Source organism: Nocardia sp. NPDC046763 (genome assembly GCF_040645495.1).
Classification (GTDB): Bacteria; Actinomycetota; Actinomycetes; order Mycobacteriales; family Mycobacteriaceae; genus Nocardia.
On sequence record NZ_JBEYYI010000016.1, the window covers coordinates 119,484 to 134,129 of the forward strand.

General features: G+C 66.4%; 11 protein-coding genes. 7 read left to right on the forward strand and 4 right to left on the reverse strand.

The window, feature by feature from the left end:
- The first annotated feature begins 274 nt into the window (after nucleotides 1-274).
- Entirely contained in the window at nucleotides 275-1,168 is an 894-nt protein-coding gene (locus ABZ909_RS25300; protein ID WP_357003761.1) for a class I SAM-dependent methyltransferase, read from the forward strand.
- A gap of 321 nt (nucleotides 1,169-1,489) precedes the next feature.
- A complete protein-coding gene (locus tag ABZ909_RS25305) occupies nucleotides 1,490-3,943 on the forward strand; it encodes an FHA domain-containing protein (RefSeq protein WP_357003764.1) in 2,454 nt (817 codons plus the stop codon).
- A 119-nt stretch (nucleotides 3,944-4,062) separates the two neighbouring features.
- Here ABZ909_RS25305 and ABZ909_RS25310 read toward each other — a convergent pair whose 3' ends face one another.
- Nucleotides 4,063-5,448 carry a serine hydrolase domain-containing protein gene (locus ABZ909_RS25310; protein ID WP_357003766.1) on the reverse strand — a complete coding sequence of 462 codons (1,386 nt, stop codon included), beginning with the start codon at nucleotides 5,446-5,448 and terminating at the stop codon, nucleotides 4,063-4,065.
- 383 nt (nucleotides 5,449-5,831) lie between these two features.
- Between ABZ909_RS25310 and ABZ909_RS25315 the strand changes: the two genes are divergently transcribed.
- Entirely contained in the window at nucleotides 5,832-6,806 is a 975-nt protein-coding gene (locus ABZ909_RS25315; RefSeq protein ID WP_357003965.1) for an alpha/beta hydrolase family protein, read from the forward strand.
- A 314-nt stretch (nucleotides 6,807-7,120) separates the two neighbouring features.
- Complete coding sequence (locus ABZ909_RS25320) at nucleotides 7,121-7,288, forward strand: hypothetical protein (protein WP_357003768.1); 168 nt, start codon at nucleotides 7,121-7,123, stop codon at nucleotides 7,286-7,288.
- On the opposite strand, the gene ABZ909_RS25325 is transcribed toward ABZ909_RS25320, so the two are convergent.
- Nucleotides 7,285-7,776, reverse strand: a complete 492-nt coding sequence (locus tag ABZ909_RS25325; RefSeq protein ID WP_357003770.1) for a DUF4334 domain-containing protein — start codon at nucleotides 7,774-7,776, stop codon at nucleotides 7,285-7,287. The two genes, ABZ909_RS25320 and ABZ909_RS25325, sit on opposite strands and share 4 nt — an antisense overlap.
- Nucleotides 7,777-8,194: 418 nt before the next feature.
- On the opposite strand from ABZ909_RS25325, the gene ABZ909_RS25330 reads away from it, so the two are divergent.
- From ABZ909_RS25330 to ABZ909_RS25340, 3 genes are all read left to right on the forward strand, one after another.
- Nucleotides 8,195-9,178 carry a tetratricopeptide repeat protein gene (locus ABZ909_RS25330; RefSeq protein WP_357003773.1) on the forward strand — a complete coding sequence of 328 codons (984 nt, stop codon included), beginning with the start codon at nucleotides 8,195-8,197 and terminating at the stop codon, nucleotides 9,176-9,178.
- 734 nt (nucleotides 9,179-9,912) lie between these two features.
- Nucleotides 9,913-11,097, forward strand: a complete 1,185-nt coding sequence (locus tag ABZ909_RS25335) for a serine hydrolase (RefSeq protein WP_357003776.1) — start codon at nucleotides 9,913-9,915, stop codon at nucleotides 11,095-11,097.
- Nucleotides 11,098-11,108: 11 nt separating this feature from the next.
- Complete coding sequence (locus tag ABZ909_RS25340) at nucleotides 11,109-12,635, forward strand: alpha/beta hydrolase (protein ID WP_357003779.1); 1,527 nt, start codon at nucleotides 11,109-11,111, stop codon at nucleotides 12,633-12,635.
- On the opposite strand, the gene ABZ909_RS25345 is transcribed toward ABZ909_RS25340, so the two are convergent.
- Nucleotides 12,636-13,283 carry a response regulator transcription factor gene (locus ABZ909_RS25345; protein ID WP_357003781.1) on the reverse strand — a complete coding sequence of 216 codons (648 nt, stop codon included), beginning with the start codon at nucleotides 13,281-13,283 and terminating at the stop codon, nucleotides 12,636-12,638.
- On the reverse strand, nucleotides 13,271-14,599 hold the full coding sequence (locus tag ABZ909_RS25350; protein WP_357003784.1) for a sensor domain-containing protein: 1,329 nt from the start codon (nucleotides 14,597-14,599) through the stop codon (nucleotides 13,271-13,273). Before ABZ909_RS25350 ends, ABZ909_RS25345 begins: the two co-directional genes overlap by 13 nt.
- Nucleotides 14,600-14,646 lie beyond the last annotated feature (47 nt).

Genomic DNA, 14,646 nt, shown 5'->3' on the forward strand with positions numbered 1-14,646 from the left:
TCCAGATAGGGAGCTATGGACCTCTCCAACGGTAACGACGTCATGGTCGGCGGCGCAGCAGAATCGGGCTTGCCGAAACATTGCTGTGTTCACGAACTGGCCGCGGGTTGGCGGCGTGGCGGAGAAATCAGGCTGATACATCCCCCGCGCCGGAGCGATAACCGGTCGGTTGCCATGGGGTTCTTCATGGGAGCAGAATCGACCGGGTTGGATGCGGGGCGTTGGCTCCGCTCGAGATAGCTCAGACGATCGCTGACACCATGGGGTGACCTTGATGCGGACCGAAGGGGACAGCTGGGACATCGTGACGAGCGTGGGGCTGACCGCCTTGGGCGTTGCCACGTTTCGCGCACTCGAGACGATCGATCCCGAGCCGATGATCCACGACGATTACGCGGCGTGGTTCGTCGAGGCGGCGGGTGAACCGCACTTCACGCAGATGCTGGACGACCCGGCGTCCGTGGGCAAGATGAGGCGGTTCGGGCGGTTCATGGGTGTGCGGACGAGGTTCTTCGATGAGTTCTTCGCCGCGGCGTGGCAGCAGGGCGTGCGGCAGGCGGTGATCCTGGCATCCGGTCTGGATGCGCGGGCGTACCGACTGGATTGGCCCGCGGGCACGGTCGTCTTCGAGATCGATCAGCCCCGGGTGCTGGAGTTCAAGGACCGGGTTCTCGCCGAGCGCGGTGCCGTGGCCAAGGCCGATCGGCGCGTGGTGGCGGTCGATCTACGCGACGATTGGCCCGCCGCGCTCACCGCCGCGGGATTCGATCCGGAGCGGCCGACGGCGTGGTCGGCCGAGGGGCTGTTGCCGTTCCTCCCGGGTTCGGCACACGACGCATTGTTCGAACGCATCGACGCCCTGTCCTCGCCCGGGAGCAGCGTGGCCACCGATGATTTCGGCCGCGGCTTGGACCCGCAACGCTTCGCCGATACGGAGGAAAAGTTCTTCGGCAGCAATCCCTTCGGCAACCTGGACGTGAGCGACCTCTGGTACGACGACGCCCGCGCTGTTCCCGGCGACTGGCTGGCACGGCACGGCTGGTCGGTCCACAGCACCACCCCTGTCGACCTCGCCGCCGGCTACGCCCAGCCGATCACCGACATGCCCGCCGAACTGCTCGACCTCATGCAGCAGGCGCGCTATGTGAGCGCCGAAAAGCGCCGGTGAACCCGCATATGGGATGTAACAAAATTCGGTATACGAAACAAATTGAGAAATATTCGGTGTCGATCTTGTGTCAGGTTCTATCGGATTAGTATTTCAAAATCCCATCGGCATTCTTCGTCCGGGCTCGGTCGTGTGGCCGCCGAGCGGCTTCGCTATGGATTCCGTGAGATCGAATGGGATTATCTATCCGCTCGTCAGGCGGAATTTGTGCTGGTCAGGCTGGTGTTGCCCAGGGTGCGAACTGGGCAAAGTGGACATTACGAGAGGATGGTTGTGGCCGATTATCGCCGCGACAGTTAAGCGCGGTCGTATACTTCCGTTATGGCGGATGAGCGGTCCTCCACCGAATTCTCCGAATCGCCGGTTCTTGTGGTGCAGACCCGAGAACACGTCTATCGACTACGCGCCGGGGGTGCGTACAACATCGGCCGCGATCCGGCCGCCGACATTGTTGTCACCGATCCGCGTGTTTCGGCCTTGCATGCCGTGCTGGAGCGGGGATCGCACGGTTGGGAAATCGAGGACGCGCACAGCCTGAACGGCACCTTTTTCGACGGTCGCCGCGTCGAGCGGATGCTGATCGACCACGACGAGACCTTCCAGCTAGGGCATGCCAAAGACGGTGCGCGGTTGTCCTGCTCGCTGGAAACATCACCCAAATCCGAGCCCGATGCCGATATCGGTGAGGACACGATGGTCGTCCCGAATCCTGGCTATGACTTGGAAGATGAAGTCACGGTCACCAAGTTCGAGCCGGGCCTGCCCCGGCGAGTGTCGCGGTCGTCGCGTCCGGCCGCCCGCCCCACTGCGGCAGTACGGATCGTCTCGGGCACGCTCCGCATCGGGCGCGCCGCCGACAACGACATCGTGGTGCCCGACCTCATGGTCTCTCGCCATCACGCCGAACTGCAGGTGATCGCGGACGGCAGGTATCGAGTCGTCGACCTCGACAGCCACAACGGCACCTATGTCAACGGCCATCGGATCGATGCCGCGGACTTGTCCGAGTCCGACTTGATCGGCATGGGACACACCACCTACCGGCTCGTCGGCAACGAACTGCGCGAGTCCGTCGACACCGGTGACATCTCGGTCTCGGTACAGAACCTCATAGTGCGGACACCGGAAGGCAAAGTGCTGCTCGACGAGGTGAGCTTCCCCATCGCGCAGCGCTCACTCGTCGGGGTTATCGGACCCAGCGGCGCGGGCAAGTCGACGCTGTTGGGCGCGGTCACCGGGCTGCGGCCCGCGACCGAGGGAACCGTCCGCTACGACGGACGTGACCTGTACACCGATTACGACGAGCTGAGACACCGGATCGGGTTGGTTCCGCAGGAGGACATCCTGCACAACCAGCTCGCGACGCGACGCGCCCTGCTCTACGCGGCCGAGCTGCGCTTCCCCGGTGACACACGCAGCGAGGAGCGCGAGCAGCGAGTCGACGAAGTCCTCGACGAACTCGGCTTGTCGCGGCATGCCGACACCCGCATCGACCGGCTCTCCGGCGGGCAGCGCAAACGGGTGAGCGTCGCATTGGAATTGCTGACCAAACCGTCCCTGCTGTTCCTCGACGAACCGACCTCGGGCCTGGACCCCGGCCTGGACAAGACGGTCATGGAAATGCTGTCCGAACTCGCCCACGACGGGCGGACCGTCATCGTCGTGACCCACAGCGTGGCGAATCTCGATTCCTGTGACCGCCTTCTGGTGTTGGTGCCCGGCGGCAAGCTGGCCTATTACGGACCGCCCGCAGAGGGGTTACAAGAGTTCGGGCAGCGCACCTGGGCCGAGGTGTTCCAGGCATTCGACCGGGAGGAGGACCGCGACTGGGCTGGTGAGTTCCGGGACTCCCCGCGCTTCGAGAACTACGTCGCTGTCGGGCTGACCAATGATGTCGGACCGGCGGAAGTGCACACACCGGCGCCGCCGCCCGCGCCGCAGTCCAAGCTCAGCCAGCTCAGCACACTGTGCCGGCGGTATCTGGCGGTGATCGCCTCGGACCGCAGTTATCTGGCGTTGCTCGGCGCGATGCCGCTGCTGCTGGGCGGTTTGATCGCTGCGGTGCCGTCGGGCGAGGGGTTCACCGGGGCGCCGGGAACCAACACCGATGCCGGGACCAAGCTCATGATCTTGATATTCGGTGCATGCTTCGTCGGCACCGGCAACGCGATTCGCGAGATCGTCAAGGAACAGACGATCTACCGCAGAGAACGCGCGGCAGGACTGTCGTCGGGAGTCTATTTGATGTCGAAACTGCTGGTCCTGGGCGTGATCACGGTCCTTCAGACAGCGGTGTTGTTCTTGATCGGCACTATCGGTGAGAGTTTCCCGCCGACAGGGATATTCACCTCGGTCCAGCTGGAGTTGATCTTGGCGATGGCGATTCTGGGCATCGCGTCGCTGGCGCTGGGCTTGCTGGTGTCGGCCTCGGTGAACACCTCGGAAAAGACACTGCCGCTGTTGATCGTGCTGTCGATGGCGCAACTGGTGCTCACCGGCGGGCTGGTGCGGCTTCCCGGCACGCCCGTTCTGCAACAGCTGTCCTACCTGTCGCCGTCCCGTTGGGGCTACGGCGCTGCCGCGGCCAGTCTCGACCTCGACACCCTCTCGCCGCACAATGGTGGGCCCGACCCGCTGTGGAAACACACCATCGGCGCGTGGCTGCTCGATATGGGAGTCGTCGCCGGTCTGGCGGCGATCTTCCTCGCGCTGGCCTGGTATCGCCTGCACCAGATGCGGCCCCGGCGGCGTGGTGCCCGCCCTGCGCAGATCTGAGCAGAGCCGCACTCGACGACCAGCAGCGTCCGTTGTCTCTCGACGCACCAATGAGAGGACGCCTGCCCGGGTATCGGGGGCGCCCTCTCGTTCGAAGGTGTCAGGAGCATTCAGAGGTGTCAGGAGAGTCGGGTGAAGACGCGGCCCGCCAGGTCGATGGCGATGATGTCGCCGTTGGTGTTGCGGGTGAAGTACCCGCGCTGGCCCTGGAAAGAGCCGTCGGTGACGACGTATTCATCGCCGCCGGGCAGGAGGCCGAACGGGAAGGGCGGGTGGTCCTGGGGGATCTCGGCGCCGGCGGCGGCGCGGATCTCGGGCTTGACCCTGCAGTCGAGGTAGAGCTGGTCGCCGTCGGCGTAGCAGGTCATGGTCATGGCGTCGATGTCGTAGACGCCGAACAGTTCCGGGGCGCGCTCGGCGTCGAAGGGGGCCGGCTCGGGGTCCTTGTCGACGACGCCCAGGTAGTGCTCGAGAGCCCAGCGGATGATGGCCTGGTTGGCGGGGATGCCGTCGGGGCTGGCGTTGGAGAGCACGACCACCGCGAAATCGCGTTCGGGAACCAGCTGGAAATTGGCGAACTGGCCGAAGCCGGAACCATCGTGGCCGACCGTGCGGACCCCGTCCACATCGCGCAGCATCCAGCACAGGCCGAAGGCGTCGGCGAGGGTGCTGGCCCGCAGCTCGACGGTCGGCTGCTGCATCCGGTGCATCAGCTCGGCCGGCAGCACCGTCGCGCCGCTCTCGGTGCGGCCGTCACCGAGGTGGAATCGGCCCCAGCGCAACAGATCCGACACCGTGGAGCCGAGCCCGCCGCCAGGGTTGTTGGCGCGACTGCCCTTCCAGGCCCGCGACACCTCGAGCCCACCGTCCTGCTGCCGCTCGTGCCCGGCGGCGAAGCGGCGGGTCATGACATCGCCCTGGAAGTAGAAGCTCTCGTCCAGCCCCACCGGCTCCAGAACCGTGTCGGCGACGACCTTTTCGAACGACTCCCCGGTCACCTTCTCGATGACGCGGCCCAGCAGATTGAAGCCCGCCTGGCTGTAGGACGCCCGCTCGCCGGGCGCGCCGATCAGCGGCAGTTCGGCCAGTGTCGCCACGAAGGCGGCCAGCCCGTCCGCGCCGTCGCCGGTGTTGTTGATGACGTTCCACTCCAGCCCGGCGGTGTGGTTGAGCAACTGCCGCACAGTGATCGTCGCCGCGGACTCCTCGTCGATCAGCTCCAGCTCGGGCACATAGGTGCGCACCGGCGCGTCGAGATCGACCCGGCCCGCCGCGACCAGCTGCATCAGGGCGGTGGTGGTGAAGGTCTTGCTGGTCGAGCCGATCGCGAAGATCGTGTGCTCGGTAATCGGCACCGGGTTCTCGGTGCTGGTCACACCGACATTGGCGTGGATCTCCCGCCCGTCGACCCAGACGCCGACGGCGATGCCGGGCATCCCGTACTCGGCGGCGGTGGCCGCGACGAAATCGGTCAGGGCGGAATCGATGTGCGCGTTCTCGGACATTGCGGCGCCTTTCGGTGATGGCTGTTCGTGGGTGTCCATGACGATGCCGACCCGCGCTGACAGCTCACCGACAGTGCACTGACCATGACCGACAGGGCACCGACCGCCCTCCTCAGTGGTGCGGATCCCGGTCGGCTGCGGCCGTGAGTGAGCTCACCCGAACCGATTTCCGCCTCCGACCGGCGGTCCCTCCACCCTCTCAGGCGCAGCTCAGCTTCGAGTCAGCAATTGCTAAGAGCCCGTGTGCAACGTGGGGGGCTGATTCGTGACACCTGCATAAAAGACTCGTAACACCAGAGAAAACTGCCGAAGGAGAAGGCGTGCGTTCAACGAAGATCTGGGGCAGCGCGGTATTGGCATTGACCGCAACCGTTCTGCTACCGGTGGCCGCGGGCGCCGCCTCCGTTGACCCGGGGACCTCGCCGGCCTCCGCGGGCACCTCCGCCGACGGCTCCCGCATCGCCTCCAGCAAGGTCACCGACGCGCGCACCCTGACGCTGCAGGTCTATTCGGCCGCCATGGACAAGAACATCGAGGTCGATGTGCAGCGCGCCGCCGACACCTCGGCGCCCACCCCGGTGCTGTACCTGCTCAACGGCGCGGGCGGCGGCACCGACTCCGCCACCTGGCAGAAGCAGACCGACGTCCTGAACTTCCTGTCCGACAAGAACGTCAATGTGGTGCAGCCGATCGGCGGCGGATTCAGCTACTACACCGACTGGCGCGCGCCGGATCCCGTTCTGGGCGTGAACAAGTGGAAGACGTTCCTCACCGAGGAACTGCCGCCGCTCATCGACCGGGCGCTGAACACCAACGGCCGCAATGCCATTGCCGGTCTGTCCATGGCGGGCACCTCGGTGCTGCAGCTGCCCATCGCCGCGCCCGGCCTCTACCAGTCGGTGGCCGCCTACAGCGGTTGCGCCCAGATCAGCGACCCGCTCGGCTACAACTTCGTCAATACCGTGGTCGCCGCGGGCGGTGGCGACAGCGCGAACATGTACGGCCCGCAGGGCGATCCCATGTGGGCCGCCAACGATCCCTACGTGCACGCCGACCAGCTACGCGGCCTGAACCTGTTCATTTCCAGCGGTTCCGGCCTGCCAGGCCAGTGGGACGCCCTCGGCGGCCCGCACACCCTGCCCGGCGCGGGCGGCTGGGCGAACCAGGTGGCCCTGGGCGGCACGCTCGAGGTCGCCACCAACTACTGCACCCACAACCTGAAGGCCAAGCTCGACGGCCTCGGCATCGCGGCCACCTACGACTTCACGCCCACCGGCACCCACTCGTGGGGGTACTGGCAGGACGCGCTGAAGAAGTCGTGGCCCGTCCTGGCTACCGGTCTGGGCCTGCCGGCCTGACCGGTGAACGACGAAACCGGCACGCCTTCAGGGGAAGCGAGCCGGTTTCGTCTTGTGTACAAGTGTGGTAACGAGGGTGGGAATCGGGGCGTGGCCGGAGAGCTACCTCGACGTCCACAGCTGGGTGGCCCATGACGGCGACCGCCCGGTCGCGTTCCTCTTCGCGGAGCTTCTGTCGAGATGGCGCCCGCCGGAGGTGTTCTTCCCCGTGGAGTCGGATGTCGACATTCCGGGTCCAACGATGTCGTTCACCACGCTGGTCGATCCCGAACTCTGGGGTCGTGGGTACTCGGCGGCCGCGAAAATGATGGCCTGTGACCATCCGGGCTGCAGCGCGCGCGGTCACCTTCCATGTCTGCATCCGCGTCGACAACGAGCGCAGTCTGAAAGCGATCTCCAAGATTCCCGGCGTCGTGTTGATAGGCACGGCCGTGGAAGACGGCCACCAATGGCGGCACTTCCGGTGGAATCGACGGTCCTAGACCCGCTCGAGATAGAAATATGCGTACCGGCCGCTGTCGAGGGCGTTCTTGCCGTCCATGATGCCCATCACGGCGTCGTCGTCGATCTTCTTGAAATGGTCGTGAACGGGCTGCCCGTCGAACACCATCGTCGCGGTGACCTCGCCACGGAACTCCTCCATCCAGAGGCTGCCTTCGCCGTTCTCGGTGTTCGAATACCTGTTGCCGTCGGCGTCCACGCAGACCAGAGGTTGCACGTCGGTGGCCGAATAGAAGGTCTTGCCGAACCAGTTGATCAGGGCCAGCGTTCCGTTTTCGCGATGGCCGGTGTCGAACTCGCCACCCTCCCATTCACCGATCATGAAGTCGACGGTCGCGGGCTCCAGCGTGGCCCAGAACTCGTCGAGGTCGGCGTCGGGGATGAGGAAACGCCGTGGTCCGGTCACCAGACGCTGTCCGGCGCGCTTCTTGAGCTCGGAGAATTTCTTGCGGGCCGGATTGTCGCTCACCGTGCTCTCCAATCCAACGGCGGAGGCTCGCATACACGATACCGCTATGCGCCGGAGCAACCTACTGGCAAACTCATGGCCTGGCCGAAGCGAAGTCGGGCATGCGGCGTTGCCGTTGACGCCGGTTCGGGCTCATGGAGCGAATTTTGCCTGGAGCGCAACAAGATCGGGCACCCTTCCAGTCTGCTGTGACGAGCCCACCCGTTGGCGTGATCGACATAGAGGATCTCGGGAATCCTCGGCAACCTTTACAGATTCGGTGGGATCCGACCTGCGGGAATCCCCGGAGGCCCAAAGTGTCTCGCGAACGAACGTATCCGGACACTGTCAGGGTGGGTGTTGCGGGGTCGCCGAGCGGGTACACATTCCGGTACGCCCGGGCCTTCCTGGCGTCCGGCCCGGAAGAAGCGGTGGGGGCATGTCGAAGATCCGGGTGCAGAAGAACTTTCGAGCGATACGCGACTATATCCGGCTGCTGCGCGGCCAGTTGGCCGATGATCCCGAGGCTTGGGTAGCTGCCGGCTTTCTACTGTTGCGCAGCAAGTACCCATGGCAGCGGCGCCTGGCCGAAGATTCGTTCCGGTGGGCCGCCGAGAAGGGTAACCCGGTCGGGATGGCCATGTTGGCGGAGATTCTCCTCGACCGCGGCGACGACACCGCGGCCGAGGACTGGTATCGCGAGGCCGCCGCGGCAGGATTGCCCGTTGCCATGCATAACCTTGGCGTGCTGGCGTATCGGCGAGGAACACGCGAGGATGCGATCCGATGGTTCCGGATGGGAGATGAGGCCGGCAACCCGAATTCGCCGGTAGCTCTGGCCGAGATCCTCGGTGATACTGCGGAGGCCGTCACGCTGCTGCGTCGCACAGCCGACGCCGGGCATCCGGTTGCCATGAACAATCTGGGTGCGCAGTTGCAGAGATCCGGCGACCACGTGGAAGCCGAGTTCTGGTTCCGCCGCGCCGAGGAGACCCGGTCCGACCCGCTGAGCCAGTGCAATATCGGTGATTGCTGCGCGCGACGAGGCGATCACGCGGCCGCGGAACACTGGTACCGCAAGGCGGCCATGGGCTGGCGCATGGCCGCCTTGACAGGGGATGTCGATGCCATGTTCGATCTCGCGGTCGCCTGCGACGAGCATGGGAGCATGGCCGAGGCCGAATACTGGTATCGCGAGGCTGCTACGGCAGGTGACCCTCGTGCCATGAACAACCTGGCAATCCTGCTTGCCGAACGCAACGGTGATGACGCCGAGTCGGAGTCCTGGTTACACGATGCCGCTGCAGCAGGTTATATCCGCGCCATGCGGAACCTGGCCGCCCGATACCAACGCCGCGGCGACGATCACCAGGCACAGTACTGGTCGCATCAGGCTGCCACAGCCGACAAGAACCCCAGCTGAAAGATCCAGACCGTAGCCGACGCCCGGACCACAGACCTCACCGACCAACGAATAGGATCTGCTGGCGAGTGCCCTGGAAGCGAGCTACACCCAAAACCGCTCGGTGACAACCATTTCGCCTTTGTGACAACTACCGTGCTTCGGCTCACACTGCCTGAACGGGCCTGAATCAGCGCCACCTGATGGTGCGAGAACACCGCCACCGATCGCTGCGAGTCACAGCGCGGGATGCCCGGACCAAGGACCGTCGGCGTATGGGAACCATCGTTTTCTGAACAGCGCCAATCTCGGCACGAGGGAGGGCCCCTCGGAGGGCGAGATCACCGGCCTGCTCAGACCGCGCCCCCTCGCGGTCGCTATGAATCACGGTCCAAAGAAGCGGCTGACGCTGTTCGTACCGGCCGACAGAGTCACTTTCTTCTGGTACCAGTGGCGCCAGCCGTCGGTTCCCGCGTTGTGTGTCCTCGAACAAGGTCGTCGGCGCGAATACCAGCCGGATGGCGTTGAGCCGCGCCAGCTTTGGGGTGAAGTCGGCAGGGCGGAAGCTCTCGCATCTCGGACAGTAGGCGAGAGTTACCTATATGCAACAAGGTGCATATAGGTGGCGCTGGCGCTACCTCCTCCCAGGTAGCGCGCGCGACCGTGATTCGGGCGTGCGGGGCATGGGCCGCGCGGATCCGGATTCCTACGCTCGAACTGGCCGAAAACCCGAACTGAACAGGAGGAATGTCTTCATGAGCGCAATGCGGCGACATCGCCGAAGGGTCGCGCTGGCCGGTGTCGGGCTGCTGGGCGCGCTCGTATTCCCAGCGTGCGGCACCGACATCGGCGGCGAACCGACCCGCAAGGAGATGTATCGGACCGTCACACAGGCCCTCGACACGCTGGTCCGCAGCGGCTTCCCGGGCGCGCAGGTCACCATCGACGGCCCGGACGGTCACCGGGTGCTGACCGCCGGCGCGGGCGACCTGGCCACCGGAGAGCCCATCGCCGACGATGCCCGAGTCCGGATCGGCAGCAATACCAAGACCTTCGTCGCCACTGTCGTGCTGCAACTGGTCGCCGAGGGCAAGGTCGATCTCGAGGCCCCGATCGAGCGCTCGTTACCGGGCATCGTGCAGGGCAATGGCAATGACGGCAACCGCATCACGGTCCGCCAACTGCTCCAGCACACCAGCGGCCTGCCGGACTACCTGGGCGGCGGCGATCCGGATCTGACGGCTGCCGCGAACACCCCGCAGCTGAGGCCCGATGCCGACGAAATCCGGTGGGCCCATTACGAACCCGCGGACCTGGTGCGCATTGCCCTGTCCATGCCGCCCCGATTCGAACCGGGTGCGCGTTCGGTCTACACGAACACCAATTACATCCTGCTCGGCATGCTGATCGAGAAGGTCACCGGCCGCTCGGCCGAGGCCGAGATCGCTGGCCGCATCCTGGAACCGCTGGGCTTGCGCGACACCTACTTCCCAGACGCGCACGAGATCGGCATCCGGGGGCCGCATCCGCGCGGATATCAGGAAACCGGCGGCCGGCGCATCGATTTCACCGATCTGGACCCGTCCTGGGCCGACACCGCAGGCGCGATGGTCGCCACCCCCGACGACCTGAACCGTTTCTTCACCGCCCTGCTCGCCGGGAAGCTGCTGCCCGCAGCGCAATTGGCCGAGATGAAACAGACCCTCCCCTGGGACCGCGGCGAACCCGTTTCCGGTTACGGACTCGGCCTGATTCACCACCCGGTCTCCTGTGGCAAGGACGTGTGGGGCCACGGCGGCAGCATCCCCGGCTTCGAAACCCGCAATGGCGTGGGGTCCGACGGCACCGCCGTCGTGGTGACCGTCAATCAGCTCCCGGTCGATACGGCCGCCTCGGACGCGGTATCGAAGCTGTTCGATGCCGCCGTCTGCGCACGATGAGGAGAATATTCGTGTTTCGACACAAGCTCGCTTGGGCACTGAGTGTTCCGGCAGCGTTCGCGGTCACCGGACTCGTCGGCGCGGTGGCGTTCACGACGACCGCCGTCACCGATCGCGCCGGTGCGGCCGAGCCCTTGGACCGCTACTACCACCAGCCGCTTACCTGGAAGTCCTGCGATGCACCGGGCCTGGACGGCATGGGCGCGCAGTGTGCCGATGTCACGGTGCCCCTGAATTACGCCGAGCCGCAGGGCCGCACGATTACGGTCGCCATCTCGCGCATCCCCGCCACCGACCCGGCCCAGCGGCGCGGCGTCATCCTGTCCAACCCGGGCGGTCCGGGCGGTGCGGGCCTGGACTACTTCGTGGACACGAGCCAGGCCCTGACCCCCGAGGTCCGCGCCCGCTACGACCTGATCGGGATGGACCCACGCGGTGTCGGACGCTCCTCGGCGGTGAACTGCCACTGGCCGCACGGCTTCGGCCTGCAGTTCGCCGGTATCGATGCCAAGGGGTTCGCCGAATCCGTTGCCGACCAAGCCGATCTGGCGGCGCGCTGCGCCACGGCAGAAGGAGATCGCCTACCGCACTTCACCACTCGCAATACCGCTCGGGACATGGACGTGATCCGTACGGTGCTCGGCGAAACCAAGATCAGTTATCTGGGCACCTCCTATGGCACCTATCTGGGTGCGGTGTACATGCAGATGTTCCCGGACCGTTCCGGCCGCATGGTGCTGGACGGCAGCGTGGACCCGGACCGCTACGGCGCGGTCGGCATGTTGCAGGACATGGGCTCACCCAACGAGGCCGTGCTCGACGCCTGGGCGGCCTGGACCGCACAGCGCGACGACGAATATCACCTCGGCACCACCGGTGCGGCCGTTCGCGGTCTGGTCGTGCGGCTGATCGAACACGCCGCCGCCCAGCCGATCCGGATCGGCGACTACGACCTCGACGCGCATTCCCTGCCATTGGTGCTGTACATCCCCTTCGATTCACCGCACGGCTACGGTCTTGCCGCACAACAGATCCGGGAGCTGGCCGACGCCGCCGACGGGAAACCGGTACGGCCGGACGAGGATCTGGCGGGCAAGCTGGCCATGATCCTGCGCGCGCAGCCGCGCGACATGTCACCCCAGATGGCCATCCTCTGCGGAGATGTCGGCGCACCCCGAGACCCCGACTGGTACCGGCGCAATATCGAAGCCTCCCGCGCCACCCAGCCGGTCTTCGGCGCGATGGCGAACAACATCACGCCGTGTGCGTTCTGGGCCCCGCCCGCCGAATCCCCCACCGCGATCGGCAATTCGGTGCCCAACCTGATCATCCAGGCCACCGGCGACACCCGCACCAACTACGGCGGAGCACTCGCCATGCACCGGGCGCTCACCGGCTCTCGCATGGTCACGTTGCAGGACGTCGCCATCCACTCGATCCTCGGCCGCTACCCGAATTCCTGCGTGTACGACGCCGTGAACACCTACCTGGCCGACGGCACCCTGCCCGCCGCCGACCTCACCTGTCGCGACGACTGATCATCCGGCATTCAGATAGGCGAGGACGGCCAGCACCCGCCGGTGTCCCACCTCGTCGGCGAACAACCCCAGCTTGGCGAAGATGCTCCGAATGTGTTTGAGCACAGCACCTTCGGTGACCACGAGGCGCTCGGCAATGGTCGCATTGTCGAGCCCCTCGGCCATGAGCGCCAGCACCTCGCGCTCGCGCGGGGTCAGCGCGGCCAGCGGATCGTCGGTCTTGCGCCGCACCAGCAGCTGCGAGATCACTTCCGGATCCATGGCGGTCCCACCCTCGGCGACCCGCCGCAGCGAATCCAGGAACCGATCCACCTTCCCGACCCGCTCCTTGAGCAGGTATCCGATCCCGCCCGCCCCATCGCCGAGCAGTTCGGCGGCATAGCTGTCCTCGACCCAGGCCGAGAGCACCAGCACCGGCAGGCCGGGGTGAATCTCGCGGGCCCGCACCGCGGCTCGCAATCCGTCATCGGTGAAGGTGGGCGGCAGACGCACATCCACGACCACGGCATCGGGCCGGTCGGCGGTCACCACCGTGAGAAAGTCCTCCGCATTGTCGACCGCGGCGACCACCTCGATCCCCGCCGTCTGCAACAGCAGCGCCAGCCCCTCCCGCAACAGGGCATCGTCCTCGGCGATCACGACCCGCATGGCAGCTCCACTCGCACCACGGTAGGCCCACCCGCCGGACTGCTGAGCAGCATCCGCCCGTCCAGAGCCTCGGCCCGTCGCCGGATCCCGGCCAGCCCGCCGCCCTCGGTCTCCCGAGCCCCGCCCACCCCGTCGTCCAAGACCTCGACGGTCAGCAGCCCGGCATCGCCTCCGAGGGATACCCGAAGATGTTCGGCCCCGGAATGTTTGGTCGCGTTGGTGATCGCCTCGGAGATGACGAAATACGCGGCCGCTTCGACAGCCGCGGGCCACCGTGGTCCCGATCTGCTCGAATCCGCTACCTCGACCGTGTCCCGGCGCGGCCCGACAGTGTCGCCGAGAGCGAGTTCGACGGGAATCGGGGAGCGCGCGGCCAACGCCGAAATCGCGCTCGCCAGACCACGATCCGCGAGCACCGGCGGATACACCGTCCGCACCACATCCCGAAGTTCGGCCAGCGCGGCCTCGGCCGTGTCCTGCGCCTTGCGTACCAGATCGGACGATGCGGCCGGATCCCGTTCGCGCAATTGATCGGCCAGCCCGAGCTGCATGATGACCGCCGCGATCCGCGCCTGCGCGCCATCGTGCAGATCCCGTTCGATGCGTCGCAGTTCCGCCCCGTGCGCATCGAGCGCGGCGGCCCGGGTGGCGGTCAACTCCGCCACCCGCACCGCGAGCTCGGCGCCCGGCGCCGGACCGAGCAGCGTCCGCGCCAGCAGCGCCTGCCAGCGGGCCACCGTGGGCAGCCGGAGCACCAGGGCCGCCAGGGGAATCGCGATGAGGGCGCTGAGCCCGGCCAGCGGCCAGGAATCGACCACGAAGCCGAAGCTGTCGACGGTGCCCGGTGGCACGATCTGCCAATACACCGGAATCGCCAGCTGATTCAGCACACCCGACGGCAGTCCGATCGAGAACAACGCCACCACCATGCCGGGCACCCCGTGCACGAACAGCCACGCGATATCCCGGCCGTTCGCCGGATCCCGGAAGGCGCTCGCCAGCCGTTGGCGCAGCCCGCCGGTCATCGGCTGATACGCCACCACGATCGGCGCACCCAACCGCTTGCCCGCCCGCCGCCGTTCGAACTCGGTCAGCGGCCGGATCAACCGCAGGTACTCGGGAATCGCCGGAATGCCCACCCCACCGAGGCTGGTGGCCGCCACCACGAACAAACCAACCGTGGCGACCGTGGCCGCCACGCCGGTAGCACCGCCAACCAGCAAATAGCCGATGCTTCCCGGCAGTGCCCGCAGCCGACCCGCGACAGACCGCCGCACGGCCACGGGACCGCGCTCCTGCATCGGGTCGGCGCTCATCCCACCAACCTACTGACCGCGGGATCGGCCCGGTCGCGGAGATCCGC